This window comes from Vreelandella sp. H-I2, from assembly GCF_052959335.1.
Genome location: NZ_JBRAMC010000004.1, coordinates 475,696 through 490,612 on the forward strand (window position 1 = coordinate 475,696; position 14,917 = coordinate 490,612).

General features: G+C 52.7%; 14 protein-coding genes. 6 read left to right on the top strand and 8 right to left on the bottom strand.

Features of this window, described 5'->3' with window-relative positions; genetic code table 11:
• Positions 1-187 precede the first annotated feature (187 nt).
• From ACUVOF_RS12855 to ACUVOF_RS12865, 3 genes are all read left to right on the top strand, one after another.
• Positions 188-1,495 (top strand): ATP-grasp domain-containing protein, encoded by a 1,308-nt coding sequence (locus ACUVOF_RS12855; protein WP_447044734.1) that lies wholly within the window; start codon positions 188-190, stop codon positions 1,493-1,495.
• Between the two features lie 200 nt (positions 1,496-1,695).
• Positions 1,696-2,466, top strand: coding sequence for a M48 family metallopeptidase (locus ACUVOF_RS12860; protein WP_447044735.1), 771 nt, complete (start codon positions 1,696-1,698; stop codon positions 2,464-2,466).
• 44 nt (positions 2,467-2,510) lie between these two features.
• Positions 2,511-2,984, top strand: coding sequence for a LabA-like NYN domain-containing protein (locus ACUVOF_RS12865; RefSeq protein WP_447044736.1), 474 nt, complete (start codon positions 2,511-2,513; stop codon positions 2,982-2,984).
• Positions 2,985-3,196: 212 nt separating this feature from the next.
• Here ACUVOF_RS12865 and ACUVOF_RS12870 read toward each other — a convergent pair whose 3' ends face one another.
• The 7 genes from ACUVOF_RS12870 to ACUVOF_RS12900 all read right to left on the bottom strand — a co-directional run bounded on the left by ACUVOF_RS12870 (position 3,197) and on the right by ACUVOF_RS12900 (position 10,025).
• Positions 3,197-3,808 (bottom strand): malonic semialdehyde reductase, encoded by a 612-nt coding sequence (locus ACUVOF_RS12870; protein WP_447044737.1) that lies wholly within the window; start codon positions 3,806-3,808, stop codon positions 3,197-3,199.
• Between the two features lie 18 nt (positions 3,809-3,826).
• On the bottom strand, positions 3,827-5,155 hold the full coding sequence (locus tag ACUVOF_RS12875; RefSeq protein WP_447044738.1) for a TRAP transporter large permease: 1,329 nt from the start codon (positions 5,153-5,155) through the stop codon (positions 3,827-3,829).
• Positions 5,152-5,733: a TRAP transporter small permease subunit gene (locus ACUVOF_RS12880; protein WP_447044739.1), complete on the bottom strand. Its 582-nt coding sequence runs from the start codon at positions 5,731-5,733 to the stop codon at positions 5,152-5,154. The genes ACUVOF_RS12875 and ACUVOF_RS12880 overlap by 4 nt, the downstream gene beginning before the upstream one ends.
• A gap of 97 nt (positions 5,734-5,830) precedes the next feature.
• A complete protein-coding gene (locus ACUVOF_RS12885) occupies positions 5,831-6,937 on the bottom strand; it encodes a C4-dicarboxylate TRAP transporter substrate-binding protein (protein ID WP_447044740.1) in 1,107 nt (368 codons plus the stop codon).
• 80 nt (positions 6,938-7,017) lie between these two features.
• Positions 7,018-7,959, bottom strand: coding sequence for a dioxygenase family protein (locus ACUVOF_RS12890; RefSeq protein WP_447044741.1), 942 nt, complete (start codon positions 7,957-7,959; stop codon positions 7,018-7,020).
• 93 nt (positions 7,960-8,052) lie between these two features.
• On the bottom strand, positions 8,053-9,195 hold the full coding sequence (locus ACUVOF_RS12895; protein ID WP_447044742.1) for a CaiB/BaiF CoA transferase family protein: 1,143 nt from the start codon (positions 9,193-9,195) through the stop codon (positions 8,053-8,055).
• A 29-nt stretch (positions 9,196-9,224) separates the two neighbouring features.
• Positions 9,225-10,025 carry a citryl-CoA lyase gene (locus tag ACUVOF_RS12900; RefSeq protein ID WP_447044743.1) on the bottom strand — a complete coding sequence of 267 codons (801 nt, stop codon included), beginning with the start codon at positions 10,023-10,025 and terminating at the stop codon, positions 9,225-9,227.
• Between the two features lie 177 nt (positions 10,026-10,202).
• Here ACUVOF_RS12900 and ACUVOF_RS12905 point away from each other — a divergent pair, with 177 nt between their 5' ends.
• From ACUVOF_RS12905 to ACUVOF_RS12915, 3 genes are all read left to right on the top strand, one after another.
• Positions 10,203-11,096: a LysR substrate-binding domain-containing protein gene (locus ACUVOF_RS12905; RefSeq protein WP_447044744.1), complete on the top strand. Its 894-nt coding sequence runs from the start codon at positions 10,203-10,205 to the stop codon at positions 11,094-11,096.
• Positions 11,097-11,269: 173 nt separating this feature from the next.
• Positions 11,270-12,442, top strand: coding sequence for a M20 metallopeptidase family protein (locus ACUVOF_RS12910; protein WP_447044745.1), 1,173 nt, complete (start codon positions 11,270-11,272; stop codon positions 12,440-12,442).
• Positions 12,443-12,496: 54 nt separating this feature from the next.
• Entirely contained in the window at positions 12,497-14,002 is a 1,506-nt protein-coding gene (locus ACUVOF_RS12915) for an AbgT family transporter (protein ID WP_447044746.1), read from the top strand.
• A 12-nt stretch (positions 14,003-14,014) separates the two neighbouring features.
• Here ACUVOF_RS12915 and ACUVOF_RS12920 read toward each other — a convergent pair whose 3' ends face one another.
• The gene (locus ACUVOF_RS12920) at positions 14,015-14,911 is read right to left on the bottom strand and encodes a LysR family transcriptional regulator (RefSeq protein ID WP_447044747.1); all 897 of its coding nucleotides are present in this window, start codon (positions 14,909-14,911) and stop codon (positions 14,015-14,017) included.
• Positions 14,912-14,917 lie beyond the last annotated feature (6 nt).

The following is a 14,917-nucleotide window of genomic DNA, read 5'->3' on the forward strand; positions in this document are numbered from 1 at the left end:
GATGGTTTACAGTTTAATTGCTAACTGTAACGAACTCGACTAGGTTGGTATAAACATAGGGTCGGTAAGAACCTCAACGCTGGCTTACTCAATTGCCTCTGAATAATACTGGCTACGGCTCAGCTCATCTGACACGCCTCATTCTCGGCGCAGTCAACCTGGGTTAACCAGCCAAGGAGAACATCGAATGTCGATAACATCAGAAAAGCAATTACCCGAAGCTGTAGCTGCCTGGCGTGATCCAGAAATGGACTCGGTTAAAGGAACCGAGACCCCCAAGGATCCAAACAAGGGTTATATCGCCCTGCTTGGCTGGAGCGTTAATGCGATCAAGGCTGCGCAAAAGTTTGACCGTCGCTATGTCGTCGTTGCTCCAGAATGGGCAGAAGATTTTTGCACTGCCAACAATATACCTTATATCTCGTGGGATTTTATCCGGTTAAACGATCGGTCCATTGAGATTGCGCAAAGGTTGAAGGCGGAAGGCGTTGATGTAGCGATACCATTGTTCGAAGAAACCGTGGAATGGTCCGGCGCTATCAACTCGGTTCTCATGGATAGCCCCCGCATGTATGGGCAGTCCATACTGTTTCGTGACAAAGCTCTAATGAAGCGCCGCGCTCAGCTTGGCGGTATTCGCGTCGGGATCTTCGAAGAAGCGCACGAAAAAGAAGACATCGTTCGCTTTATGAAACGCGTCAACCAAACGCTGCTCAAGCTCGATGGCGATCCAGACGACCCGATTCACGTCAAGGCATTCGACAAGGCCGGTTGTCTCGGCCACCGCATGATTCGCACCATAGAAGAAATCGATAATATCCCGGACGAAGAATACCCATTGCTAATGGAAAGTCACTTGAGCGGCTGGGAATTCGCGGTTGAAGCCTGGATCCATGATGGCAAAATCCAGTTTCTGAATATTTCAGAATACGTCACGTTGGGTTATTCGGTATTCGTGCCCGCAACGGCTGAGCTCGAGAGCTGGCGTAACGCGATCACTAAGCAAATCGAGTTATTGATCAAGACGTTCGACATCCAGTTCGGCTTAATTCACCCCGAGTACTTTGTCACGGCGGATGGCGAAATGTACTTTGGCGAAGTGGCCTACCGCCCACCCGGTTTCAAAGCGTTTGAGCTGATTGAACGGGCTTATGGGTTCAATGCCTACCAAGCGTCAATGTTGGTGTTCGATCCGAAAAGCACCAAAGAGGAAGTAGCAGCATTCTTCCCCAAAGAAGTGGTCGATGCGAAAGGCTATGCGGGTTGCTTTGGTGTATACCCGCGCCGTCGTGTTGTCAGCAAATTGGAAATGCCTCCAGAATGCGTTGATCACCCCTATTTTGAATCACATGAATTGGTCGCGCCGGCAGAAGAAACGGTTCCTGACCGGTCGGCCTTCGGGACTCATTGGGGGCTGGTCTTCTTCTTCGGTGATGACCCCATCAAGATGCGGGATCTGCTGAAAGCGCAAGAGGATTTGGATTTCTACGTCTAAGCTTATGTGAAACCAAAAATCTTGTAACACAGTACGTTTCATTAGGGGCGCCCTGTCATCATCTGAGATACTTAACCTCAAGATGCTGACAGAGGCGCCCTTTTTATTTGACAACCATCGCTCTGTCAGCCAAGTGACGTTGCCTTAATTGACTGTTGAGAAATGCGATGCGTCTATCTTTTCTTCGGCACCTATTGTTCATGCTCCCCCTTATACTGTTGGCTGGCTGCGAGGAGACGCCAACTGGGCGCTCTCAGCTGGCGCTGGTACCCGAGAACCTGATGGGCCAGATGGGCGAGGACGCTTTCGACCAGATGCGTCGTCACCAGCCAGTATCGCATGATGCGGCCATCAATCACCGAGTACAGTGTGTGGCCCAGGCGATAGTGACCGCCGCCGAGGCAAGCTACCCGGCCGTCAACCCGCCCAGCGTATGGGAAGTAGTCGTCTTTGACGATCCTTCACCCAATGCCTTCGCCCTGCCTGGGGGTCGCATCGGTGTGCATACCGGCCTGCTGCGGGTAGCTGAGACACCGGCCCAGCTGGCGGCAGTGATCGGCCACGAGGTCGGTCATGTATTGGCCGAGCATGGCAATGAGCGACTTACCCAGCAACTCGGCATTAAGGCGGTGCTGTTGTTGGTCGGTTTTTTGGGGGAAGGTGATTTAGGGCACCAACAGTTGATGCAGGCCTTGGGCCTCGGCGCCCAGCTCGGCATCAGCCTACCGTTCAGCCGCACCCATGAAGAGGAGGCCGACCTAATGGGTTTGGCGATCATGGCGCGGGCAGGTTTCGACCCGCAACAAAGCGTGGCATTGTGGCGCAATATGGCAGCCGCCGGTGGTGGCCAGCCCCCTGAGTTTCTCTCTACTCACCCCGCCCACGGGTCGCGCATCGAGGCATTGCAGCAGGCGATGGAAGAGGCCATGTCGACCTACCGTACCGTCACACCGGCTGCCTGTTCCTGGTAGAGCATTATCAGCGCCCCTGTAACTAAAAGAGTAGGTTATGTTTTATGCTAAAAGTTGCCATATTGGTTGATGTTCAAAACGTGTATTACACCGTACGCGGAGCCTACGGCAGAAATTTTGATTACAATAAGTTTTGGGCTCAAGCAACCGCAAATAGAGAAGTGGTGAAAGCGTTTTGCTATGCCATTGATAGAGGTGACCAAAAGCAGCGAGAGTTTCAAAATATCCTCAGAGCGATTGGCTTTAATGTGAAGCTAAAACCTTTTATTCAACGATCTGATGGTTCCGCAAAAGGCGATTGGGATGTTGGCATTGCTCTTGATGCCATAGAGTACGCTGATCAGGCAGATGTGATAGTGCTGGTATCGGGCGACGGAGACTTCGATCTTCTCGTTAATAAAATTCGTGTTAAGTATGGCAAAGAAGTTGAAGTTTATGGCGTTCCTCAATTTACAGCCGCGTCACTAATGAATGAAGCCAGTGATTTTGTAGCGATTGATGAAAACTTTCTGCTGTGAAAACCTTCTGTTTTGAAAACCTTCTTTTTTGAAAAACTTCTGTTTTGAAAATAAGTAAAGCATTAGAGAATACTATTAAAAAGAAAAAACAAGGCAGTCTCCAGTTCCAAGTATAGCGCTATTGAAGGGCGCTTGGCCGGTAAGACCTTGCGCCACCTCAATGGCGTCGCTCAACCATCACCGAGATCGGTTAACAACATGGGCTTAATGTTTTATAAAAGCTCACACGCTTGTTCAAACGTTAGTCTGGGGCTACGCGGGTGCAGTTTGCTGCTGTCTCCATAGCCCAGATTACACAGGAAATTGCTGCGATAGTCAGGATCGCTATCGGCAAAAAAGAGCCCATCCACCGCGTCGTTATCGAATCCCGAAAGCGGCCCGACATCTAAACCGAGAGCACGCGCGGCCAGGATGAAATAGCCACCCTGCAGGCTGCTATTACGGAACGCCGTCTCTTCTCGGTACGGCTCGTTTCCCACAAACCATGATCTAGCATCCGTATGAGGGAACAGCGTTGGCAAATGGCGATGAAACGCCCGATCATAGGCAAGGATTGCGGTGACAGGGGCAGCTTGAACTTTATGTCGATTGCCCTCGCTTAATGCAGGATCAAGCTTTGCCTTGGCTTGCTCGGTACGCAGAAACTTAATGCGAAGCGGACTACAGTTAACGCTGGTAGGTGCAAATTTCATCAGCTCGTACAGCTTACGCAGTGTTCCATCTTCAACCGATTTATCCTGCCAATAGGCATAGGTGCGTGCCTCATTAAACAGCTGGTCCAACGCATCGTTGGGTAACGTCCCCTGTGAAAATATAGCGCTCATAAATTACCCTCTTTAAGATTAATAGCGATAGGCCAGGTAGGTAGATAAGATCGGAAAGGCACTTAAAATAATCAGTACGACCATCATCGTTATGAAAAACGGCACAACGCCTTTAAAAATCTCTTTAACGGGCACCGTTTTATCATTTAAAGCTGCTTTAACCGTGTAGACCGATATGCCAAAAGGCGGCGTGATCAGCCCTATTTCAACCGCAACAACAGTAATAACGCCGAACCAAATCAAGTCCATACCAAAATGCTGGGCGATGGGTAGCACAATAGGCAGCACAATCAGCATGATGGACACCGAGTCGATGATGCAGCCCATCAGAATGATGATGAGCAGGTACAACGCCAGGAAGTGATAGATAGACAGGTCCATCGCCGTCACCGATTGAGCAATGGACATTGGCAAGCCCGTCAATGCCAACATGCGACTATATAGCGAGGCGGCCAATATCAAGAAAAGGATGGACACCGCCACATAGCCGGTTTCGCCCAACACTTCATAAAACTTGCCGGGCGTCAGCCGTCGCTTAGCAAGCGCCAACAGCAGCGCCCCGAAGGCACCAACTCCACCTGCCTCGGTCGGCGTGAAAAAACCACTGTATAGCCCACCCAGCACCAGCATCATCAGTAACAGAATAGGAACGAGCTTAGACACCAGTGTGAGCGGTGTCTCGTCGACTGGCTCTTCCAGCACGGCACCTGAGTCGGCCTTGCTTTGCATCATGAAGCCCGGCCACAACCAGGAAAGCAGCAGGATGACCACACAGAAAGACACGGCCAGAATAATCCCTGGGATGATCCCAGCGATGAACATCCGCCCGACCGACTGCTCTGCCAGCACACCATAGACGATCATCAGCAATGACGGAGGAATCAACATGCCCAGTACCGAGCTGCTCGCCACGACGCCTACCGAGAATTTGGCTGTATAACCATGACGGCGCATCTCAGGCACGGCGACTTTGGTGAATACCGCCGCCGACGCCACGCTAATGCCCGTGATAGAGGCAAAAATACCGTTGGCACCCACCGTCGCAATCCCCAGACCACCGCGAATTCTACGTAGTAACCACTGAAATACATCGAAGGTGTCACGCCCTACGCCGGAGACCACCACCAACAACCCCATCAGAACAAATAGCGGTACCACCCCATAGAGATAACTGCTTAGCGAATCATTGGCAGCGGCGGCGACCATGCGGGTGGCCAGCTCCGAATTGCGTAGCGCCGCGATAGATATCAGCGAAACCAGCATTAAGGCGATGCTGATGTGCATCCCCAGATAGATAAGTACCAACATCAGCACGACAGCGATAATGCCGATTTCGAGACCTGTCATTGTTCGGTCTCCTCAGCCAGAGCAACCTGTCCGTGCCAGGCCAGCCACAAGGCCTGTATTGCCAGCAACAGATACTGCACCACCGTAATCACCGCACAGCTAATAACGACAAACCGGATAGGCCAGACGGGGAAGGTAAATACCCCTTCTACGCCCATAAATTGATGACGCTCCCAGGCGCGCATAAAGTTCGGCAGCGTGCCGGTATAAACGATATAGAGCATATAAGCCCCCGCCAGAAAGAAGATACACATTAGAAGGTTTCCCAGACGTGGGTGTTTTTCAGTGAAACCAACGATAAAAATATCGGCCTGGGCCATCCGGTTATGGCGCAGCGTGCCCGGCAACTGTAAAAAGACAATCATGACAATCGATGCCGCCACTAACTCCGCCACCCCGGCAATCGGCTGATTGAGCAGATTGCGTGACAGCACATCGATGACGATCATCGCCATGATGCTAAAAATAAGTAGAGAACCGACCGCATTCAGGCCATCAACCAGATAACCAAACAAGCTGTTGTGCTGTGCGTTGCCCAGCCTGCGCCCCAGAATCAGGGTTTTTAAGGAAAAAGACATTGCCCGCTACTCCTGGAATTCTGCCCACCTGCTGGTGGGCAGAATCGTTACGTTGAGTGGGATCAAAAGCTGTATAGCAGCCAATCAGGCGATCAGCTCACTCCTGATCCCAGGCACGCTCCGGCTCGTGGCCGCGCTCGCGCATGGCGTTCATATAGTTATTCAGCAGTTCCTGCGCTGGGTAACCGCGTTCTTCGTTGCGCTCCACCCACTGACGGGCGAGGTCTGGCATACCATCGATCCAGGCCTGACGGTCTTCTTCAGACAGTTGGTTGACTTGAACTGAGGGGTCTTGGCTCGCTCCTAGCGCCACCATGCGCTCAATCGATGTTTCATAGCGCTCGGCAAGGTCCTTACCATGAGCGTCGGAGTAGGTTTCTCCGGCCGTCTTTAGGGCTTCCTGTACGGGCTCAGGCAGGGCATCCCAGCTCCACTGGTTGATGGCTAGCCCGCCAGAGAAGACGACCCCCATGTTGACCTGGGTGATATAGGGCGCTACTTCGTAGATACGCGCCGGCAGGTTGCCTGTTGCCAAGCCAACGACGCCCTGGGAAACCCCGGTTTGGATATCGGTGTAATAGCTTGCGAGCGTGCCGTCGACCGGTACGGCACCCACCGGGTCAAGCCATACCCCCAGTACGCCCGGTGCTGAGATGCGCGCGCCATTTAAATCCTCAAGAGACTCGACGGGGAAATCGGTATAGATGTCGTAGCTATCAGAGGCGGTCGCGCCCAAGAAGACCACATCGTGGTCCTCCCATTCGGCCTTGAACTCGGGAACATTACGGATCATGTCATTCCAGACATCCAGCATCAGCTCAGGGTCACTCGTCGTAAATGGCGTATAGGCGCTCATTTGTGCCAGAGGCATGCGCGACGGCTCAAGATAACTAAACACCCAGCCAATATCGGCAATGCCATCGCGAACAGATGTCAGTGTCGCATTGGCCCCGTAAAGCTGGCCCGCATAAGCTTCAGTCCAGTTGATTTCGTATTCACCTTTCTCAGCAAGGATCTCGTCCACGGTGGCGATGAAGACGTCAGGGATCATGCCCACCCAGGGAATCGTCGTGGGGTGGCTTGAGCCGACCGTCAGATCGATCACTTCCTGGGCATTTGCGGGCGAGTGTGCAACAGCCGTCGATAAGGCGAGCGCGGTTAATGCCATTGCAGGGCGGGGTTTAATACTATTGATTATTTTCATGTGATGGCTCTTACGTTGGCGTTATTGTTGTCAATTCAAGTAGCGGGTAATACAAACTATTGGTTGATCACGACGCTGGCTCAGGAACCAATAGGTGATTGCGGCAAGCGTGATTCGCCTGGCGAGAGATCAAAGTCGATGGTGACGGTGCTGTATTCCCCCGTGACGTCAGGGTCAGGCGCGTTGCCATCGTTATGCAGAGGAAAATCCATGGCCAGGTCAGCACTGGTCACTCCAAACACGCAGTCGGATTCGATAAATAAGTCATCTTGCGGAAAAATCTGCGTGACCAGCGTTTGATGACCCGGCGCGGAAACACAAAAGTGGATGTGCGCGGCGCGGAACGGATGGCGCCCCTGTGCACGAAGCATGTCGCCGACTAAGCCATGGGTAGGAATCGGGTAGCTGGCCGGCCGCAGCGTGCGGAAACGATAGAGGCCATTTTCATCAGTACGAAACTTACCGCGCAGGTTCATGTGCGGCTGACGTTCATCCTGATTTTCGTACAGCCCTTCCGGCGAGGCCTGCCACACTTCCACCAGCGCATTGGCCAGCGGCTGACCATCACGGCTCTTGACCTGGCCAGAAACAAACAGCGGAATATCACCGTCATGAGGTTTATCGCGGGCAATATTGGTCCCCGGCGGATATTCCGGATCTTTACGTGTGTAAAAAGGGCCCAGCAAGGCAGGCGAGATCTGCTCATCGGTACGGTCCTGATTCATGATCATGACCAGCGTGGAGAAGCCCAGAGCATCCGACATCACCATGGTCTCGTTATGACGATCCTTGGTCAGATGGCCCAGTTGCGTCACGGCATTAATTGCCGCGGTGAACTCTTCTTCGCTCAGTTTCACTTCACGACCGAAGGCATGCAGGTGCTTGACCAGGCTGGTGAGTATTTCTCTCAAGCGGTCATCCTGGGTGTGGCTGAACGCCTTGATCACAATATCGGTAATGTCGTCCGGCGTTGAGGGAATGCCGTGATTGACGATATCTTCTTTGTTGGGCAACTCAAACATGATTCACGCTCCTAGGGAGTATTGCGCCCATTGGGCACGCCACCCTTTATTACTTGTTATTAATGATGCCTTGCATCGTGCGTTTGAGGTCATTCAGCGCTGGCGCTGCTTCAACTCCTGAATGATTTCATCGTAATGTTCGTTCAACACCGGAGGAGCGCTAACCTCCAATGGCTTAACGCCGTCGTATGATACCGGTGAGCGCACCGTCTCCCACTTACCGATCTGCGGATGCTCTGTGCTGATTCGCAGCTGCAAATGCTTGGCTTGTGGATCCTCCAGTACTTCGCTGGCGTCGTACATAGGCGCATGCGGGACATCTTCCGCCTCAAGGCGCGCTAGCCAGTGCGCCCGTGGCTGTCGGATGAAAATCTCACGTAGCACGACAATCATGTCGTCTTGATTATCGATGCGGCCTTCACGGGTCGAGAAACGCCCATCCTGTAGCAATTCCGGGTAGTCGATGGCGTTTGCCAGGCCCTGCCAAAATTTCTCTGGAGACGACATATGCAACGCTACCCAGTGCCCGTCGGCGCACTCCATCACATACGACTGCGACACCTGCGGCCGGCTGTAGGGCCCCATGACCTCACCTTCCGAGAGATAATGAGTGAAAGCGTCTAAATTGAAGTGGCACATGGCCTCCATCATCGACACATCCACACGGCGCCCTTTACCGGTATGGCTACGCTCGTAAAGCGCTCCCAAAATACCGTAGGCAGCGTAAAAGCCTGACAGCGCATCGGCCATCGCCGGGCCGACGACGCGCGGATTTTCAGGATTGATCAATAGCTTCAGAAAACCACTGGCCGCCTGCGCCACCGTGTCGTAGCTCGGGCGGTTGGCATAAGGCCCGTCATTGCCGAAGCCGCTGATGGCACAGTAAATAAGCTTGGGATTAATGGCGCGCAGCTCTTCCTCACCCGCCCCCAGGCGATCCGCCGTACCCGGGCGAAAATTTTGGATATACACATCAGCGTCGCGGATCAAGTCGTGGAAAATCGCTCGATCATTATCTTCTTTGGTATTCAGGGCGATACTGCGTTTGTTGCGGTTATACGTTTGATAATGAGGGCTATAGAGCCCTCCTTTAAAGGCGCGGAACGGGTCGCCCTTGCCCGGCAACTCCACCTTGATCACGTTCGCCCCCAAGTCAGCCAGCATCATGCCAGCCGCCGGACCGGTGATGAAGGTGCCCTGCTCGATCACCGTAATACCTTCCAGTACCTTTATCATTGTCTTTGCCTCTGCTCGCTGTTGCTGGCTTAGCGTTTATAACCAGGTGGAAAGTCGCCGGTATATTCCAGGTGCTGCGTGGCTTGGTAAGAGAGAGCAAAGCCGCAAGGCTGTTCAGACTCTTCAAGCATGTGTGCGATCAGGCTGGCCGTACGCGCCAGAATTGGTACGCCCCTCAGCGCCTTTAATGGGAACCCGGCGCCAAGCAATACCGCCGGAATTGCCGCAGACACATTGAGCTTCAGGTCTTTGCCGATAATCTCAGGAATGACGGCTTCAACGGCATCGGCAATTTCCACAAAGCGCAGGTCGGCACCGGCCTCACGTGCGACCCTGAACAGCGCTTCGACGCGCGGGTCACGCGCTTTGTGCAGCGGATGGCCGTAACCTGGGATCGGTTTGCGCTCTTGCCGCCTGGCTGACACCACATCAAAAGCGGCCTGTTTGACCGACTTGCCTTCATCTACCTGGCGAGCTATCTCATCAAACAAAACCCCAGCATCTTGAGAGGCCCCCAAAATGACCGAACCGCAGCCTAAAATGCCTGCTGCCACCGCCCCTTGCAGGGCTTCCGGGGCAGCGGCATAGGTCATTCGTGATGCTTGCACGCTGGGTACTAAGCCGTGCTCGGCAATGGCCACCAGGGTGGCATCCAGTACCCGTCGGCGAGTCTCATTGGCAGGTTGCCCGGTCAGCAGCAGTAAAAAGTAATCGGAGAAAGAGGTCTGCCCAATCAGGTCCTGGCAGAGATCCATGCCTCTCACCACGATAGTGTCGGCATCCGACGTGCTGATGGCTGTTTTTGGTATTGTTTCGCGCCCTATTTTCATATGCCGCTCCGCTAGTCAGGAGAGAGGACAACGTCTGAATGACGGCCACCCTCATCAGGGAAAACGCTTGATATGAACGAATATAAGAGCGATAAACAATGAATGAAAATGATTAATTTACATAAAAACAATCGATAACATCGATCAATAAAGTCACTTTAAAAGAGAGGTCATGTCGTGGAACTTCGCCACATGCGCTACTTTGTCGCCATTGTTGAAACGCTTAACTTCACCCGCGCCGCCCAGCGCGTCCATGTCACCCAATCAACACTGTCGCACCAGATACGCCAGCTTGAAGACGAGTTAGGTCAGCCGTTATTTACCCGTATCGGCAAAAAAATCATCCTTACCGAAGCAGGCCGCAGCCTGCTTGAGCACGTGGTGCCAATTCTTAGTCAGGTGGACCAAGCCATTGGCGCCATGAAAGCAACACCGGAGGATATTCGCGGAGAACTGCGAATTGCAGCTACGCACAGCTTCAACGTCCAGTTGATCCCACTCTGTCTGTCGATATTTTTGCAACGGCTACCCAATTTAAAAGTTGCCGTGGAAGAACTGGCCGGTGATCAGATCAGCGAACGGCTGCTCAGTGGCGACCTAGATATGGGTATTTCCTACCGCCCGGCGATTCCTCGCGGCTTACGCTTTGAACCGCTCTATAACGAAGAGCTCAAGCTGATTGTGGCGAGTGGCCATCCGTTGGCCAAGCGCAAGCGGCTACGTATGGTTGAGCTTAATGGGCAACGCATGACGTTATTGTCGCCGCATTTTTCCACGCGGCAGATGCTCAATGAATGCTTCGAAGCCGCGGGCGCTCGTCCGCAGATCATCGCCGAGCTCAACGCCATCTCGCCGATGATCGAGCTGGTCAGGCGAACCGATCTATGTAGCATCGTGTCGGAAAACGCCCTGGCCAACGAGCCCGGCGTAGAGGCCATTCCGCTCGAGAGTCCGACGCCTGTACGCACACCTGGCCTGCTATGGCCAACTCAATCTGAGCGCTCCGCCGCCAGCCGATTTATGGCTGAAACTATTCGACAAATCGTTAGTGAGGGAGCTTGTGAAAAGTAGTATGTATCGATAAATATAAATTTTTCCTGAAATTACATTTAATAAGAACAACGAACTAACGAGCATTACTGTTGCTTAAAAAGCAACAAATTCGACACTTGCAATACTCCTTTCTACCTATCAAGTCGATTAACGTTAAAGCGCCAAAACATCGATAACGGCAAGGACAGGACATGTTTTCAGAGCAAGTGTTTTCAAAACAGCAGATACACGAAGCCACAGCGTTGCGGCATAAGCTTCACCAAAATCCAGAACTTAAATTTCAAGAAAATGATACCGCAGGACTCGTTGCTGACAAGCTTCGCGAACTTGGCTATCAAGTAACGGAAGGCATTGCCACCACAGGTGTGATTGCAGAGCTCGATACAGGTCGGGAAGGACCAGTGATTGCTTTTCGCGCCGATATGGACGCATTACCCATCAACGAAACCAACGCCTTTGCCCATCGCTCCCACCGAGAGGGCCTAATGCACGCCTGCGGCCACGATGGGCATACCGCCACACTGTTGCTCGCCGCAGAAGCCATTATGGCGATGCGCGAAGAGCTATGTGGCCATATCAAATTGCTGTTTCAGCCGGGCGAAGAAGGCGGCAACGGTGCCGATTTAATGGTCAAAGCGGGAGTGCTACAAAACCCGAAAGTGGACGCCGTATTTGGCTACCATAATCGCCCAGGCTTCCCCACCGGTCAGCTGTTTGTTAAACCCGGCTCTGCGATGGGGGGTAACGACACTTACAAAGTAACTATTGAAGGTGTATCCGGCCACGCTGCCATGCCGCATTTGGCGGTTGATCCTATATATATAGGTTCATCGCTGGTACAGCAGTTGCAGGGGCTAGTAGGCCGTTATAAATCGCCGCTGGAAGCAGGCGTAATTACAGTGGCTTCCTTCCATGCGGGCGACGCTGCCAATGTCATCCCCGGCCAAGCTGAACTACTGGTCAATATACGCAGTGATCGCCCTTCTTCTCGCGAGGCGCTGACTGGAAAACTTGAGCAAGTAACTCAAGGGGTTTGTGCGGCACATGGGGCTCAATTCCGGATAGAGCATTTGCACCAAATTCCCCCACTAGTAAACGATCAGAGGTGGTCTGAGCGGATGCTAGCCATAGCCAACGAATACGCCGTTAGCGACGATATACAGCAACTGGACTATATGCCCACCATGGGCGCTGAGGACTTTGCTTTCTATCTACAGGAGGTGCCGGGCTGCTTCTTCTTTGTCGGTAATGGCGACAGTGCTTACCTGCATAACGAGCGTTACGACTTCAATGACGAAATCCTACCAGTGGCAGGCAGCATGTTCGTAGCTCTAGCCAAAGAGCTGCTATCAAAGCACCAATAATTCTTTACTCGTGCATTGTTTTAAAAATAACACTTAAAAATAAGGATCGATACCATGCAAGGCGTACTCACTTCTATAGAGCGTGTGGGCAATAAACTGCCCCATCCTTTCATTTTGTTTGCCATTCTAGCGGCTGTTGTCGTGGTGATTTCCGCCATACTCGCTACCTTGGGTGTTTCTGCAATCAACCCCCAAACCGATGCAGAGGTTTACGTTCGCAGTCTGCTCTCTGCCGATGGCATCGAGTTTATGCTGACTAGTGTGGTCAGTAACTTTGTCAACTTCCCGCCGTTGGGGCTGATTTTGGTGGTAATGTTTGGCATTGGCTTGGCCGACAAAGTAGGCCTGATGTCGACGTTGATGCAGGTCAGCGTGGCGAAAGCGCCGCCCTCACTACTAACCTTCTGCGTCTTTATGGCTGGCATTTGCGGCAGTATCGCATCAGATGCCAACTATCTGATCCTTATACCTCTAGCGGCTATGGTGTATTACTCCGTGGGTCGGCATCCGATTGCTGGTGCTGCAGCGGCTTATGCCGCCGCTGGTGCCGGGTTTGATGCTAGCCTTTTTATTACCGTGGGTGATGCACTGTTTGCGGGTATCACTACCGACGCAGCGCGCTTAGTTGATCCGGAAGCCTATGTCTCCCCAATCGATAACTATTATTTCGTCGCTTGCTCGGTATTTGTGCTCGCGGCTGTCGGCACCTTGATCGTTGATAAAATCGTGGAACCCAGGCTTCAGCGTACCCTGCCAATGGGCAAAGACTTTAAAACTGATGTCGTCAAACCGGAACTGACTGACGCAGAAAAGCGTGGCCTCAAGCGAGTAGGCATTGCCACTCTGTTTTATCTAGCGCTAGTGCTAATAGCCGTAGTGCCGGAGGCATCGCCACTGCGCAATGAAGAGGGCGGGCTAATTCCATCGCCGTTCCTACGCTCGCTGGTGCCGCTTATGTTTATTTACTTTGTCACCATTGGGTTGGTTTACGGCATCACTACCGGCAAGATCACCAGCAGTCGTGACGTACCCCAACGCATGGCCGAGTCGGCTAGCGACCTCGCCCCCACCCTAGTGCTCTTCTTCGCCATTTCGCAGTTTATTGCCTACTTTCGTTGGTCAGAGCTTGGCCAGTACATTGCTATTGAGGGTTCGAACATTCTGCAAAGCACCGGTTTTACCGGGCTACCGCTAGTGGGTGCGTTTATTGCAATGAGCGCGGCGCTCAATGTCTTTATGACTAGCGGCTCGGCCCAGTGGGCCTTAATGGCGCCGGTTTTCGTACCCATGCTAATGATGATCGACTTTGACCCCGCCTTTGTATTAGCGATGTTCCGCATTGGTGACTCCAGTACCAATATTATCTCTCCCATGAGCCCTTACTTTTCAGTCGCTCTGGTGTACATGCAGCGTTACAAACCTGATATGGGGCTGGGAACGCTCATTGCCACCATGTTGCCATTGGCATTGAGCTTCTTGTTCGCGTGGTCTGCATTTCTGATGTTCTGGCTCGCCATGGGATGGCCGATTGGCCCCGGTGTTTATATGATGGCGAACTGATGTCGATAAGCATCACTGCATCGTCATCATAAGCTTCCACAGGTAATCGGCAGCGGGCGATAGCCTTCTGCCGACTCGACGTACAAGGTTGCCCTGACTGCTGGCGGCCATAGGATGCTGAATGGGAACCGCTTTCAGCAAACCAGCCTCTATCTCATTACGCGCAGCTGCAGCCGTCATAAACGATACCCCAATGCCCGCACTCGCCATGCGCCGTGATACGGAATGTAGATTGCAGCGATAGCCAGGCGTTGCCGGTTGCCCAGCAGCACTAAACAGTGCATTAACAAACTGCTGGGAACCCGATACATCGGGAAGAAATATCAACTTATGCTGCAGCAACTCGGCCACAGTGACCCAATCTTGGCGAGCCAATGGGTGAGAAGGCGCGACCAGCGCACAGAGAGATCCCCTTTCAAAAGAGTGCACGATAAGCCTGGGGTCTGAGATTGGGCCATAAGTAATGGCAATATCGACCTCGTCGTTAGCCACCATTTCATGGGGTTCACGTGGGTAGTAAATGCCTGTTTTGATCTCGATAAGCACATCTGGGTACTGCTCAGAAACCCGGCGCATGACATGGTTAATAAAACTATCCACAAAGCCATCACCTACCGAAACCACCACCTTTCCTGCCTGTAGATTACGCAGCCGCGAAAGTGTATCGCCTAATTCTGAATTCAACCGACGCTGGGCCAGGAAACTATCCACCACCAGTTGCCCAGCTTCTGTGAGCATCACATGACGCCCCTGCCGCTCAAGCAGTGCCATACCCAGCTCTCGCTCAAGGCCGCGTACCTGACGGCTTACCACAGAAGGATTGACATGAAGATGTTCCGCCGCTGCACGGATACCGCCACAGCTGCTTACCTCCAGCAAATAGGAAGCGCGTTTATCCAGTATGTTCATGAGGCT

Coding starts and splice junctions, on each gene's coding strand:
- ACUVOF_RS12865 (WP_447044736.1), top strand. CDS start 2,511: ATGCTAAAAGTTGCCATATTGGTTGATGTTCAAAACGTGTATTACACC.
- ACUVOF_RS12880 (WP_447044739.1), bottom strand. CDS start 5,733: ATGTCTTTTTCCTTAAAAACCCTGATTCTGGGGCGCAGGCTGGGCAAC.
- ACUVOF_RS12900 (WP_447044743.1), bottom strand. CDS start 10,025: ATGAAAATAGGGCGCGAAACAATACCAAAAACAGCCATCAGCACGTCG.
- ACUVOF_RS12910 (WP_447044745.1), top strand. CDS start 11,270: ATGTTTTCAGAGCAAGTGTTTTCAAAACAGCAGATACACGAAGCCACA.
- ACUVOF_RS12895 (WP_447044742.1), bottom strand. CDS start 9,195: ATGATAAAGGTACTGGAAGGTATTACGGTGATCGAGCAGGGCACCTTC.
- ACUVOF_RS12855 (WP_447044734.1), top strand. CDS start 188: ATGTCGATAACATCAGAAAAGCAATTACCCGAAGCTGTAGCTGCCTGG.
- ACUVOF_RS12860 (WP_447044735.1), top strand. CDS start 1,696: ATGCTCCCCCTTATACTGTTGGCTGGCTGCGAGGAGACGCCAACTGGG.
- ACUVOF_RS12870 (WP_447044737.1), bottom strand. CDS start 3,808: ATGAGCGCTATATTTTCACAGGGGACGTTACCCAACGATGCGTTGGAC.
- ACUVOF_RS12875 (WP_447044738.1), bottom strand. CDS start 5,155: ATGACAGGTCTCGAAATCGGCATTATCGCTGTCGTGCTGATGTTGGTA.
- ACUVOF_RS12885 (WP_447044740.1), bottom strand. CDS start 6,937: ATGAAAATAATCAATAGTATTAAACCCCGCCCTGCAATGGCATTAACC.
- ACUVOF_RS12920 (WP_447044747.1), bottom strand. CDS start 14,911: ATGAACATACTGGATAAACGCGCTTCCTATTTGCTGGAGGTAAGCAGC.
- ACUVOF_RS12915 (WP_447044746.1), top strand. CDS start 12,497: ATGCAAGGCGTACTCACTTCTATAGAGCGTGTGGGCAATAAACTGCCC.
- ACUVOF_RS12890 (WP_447044741.1), bottom strand. CDS start 7,959: ATGTTTGAGTTGCCCAACAAAGAAGATATCGTCAATCACGGCATTCCC.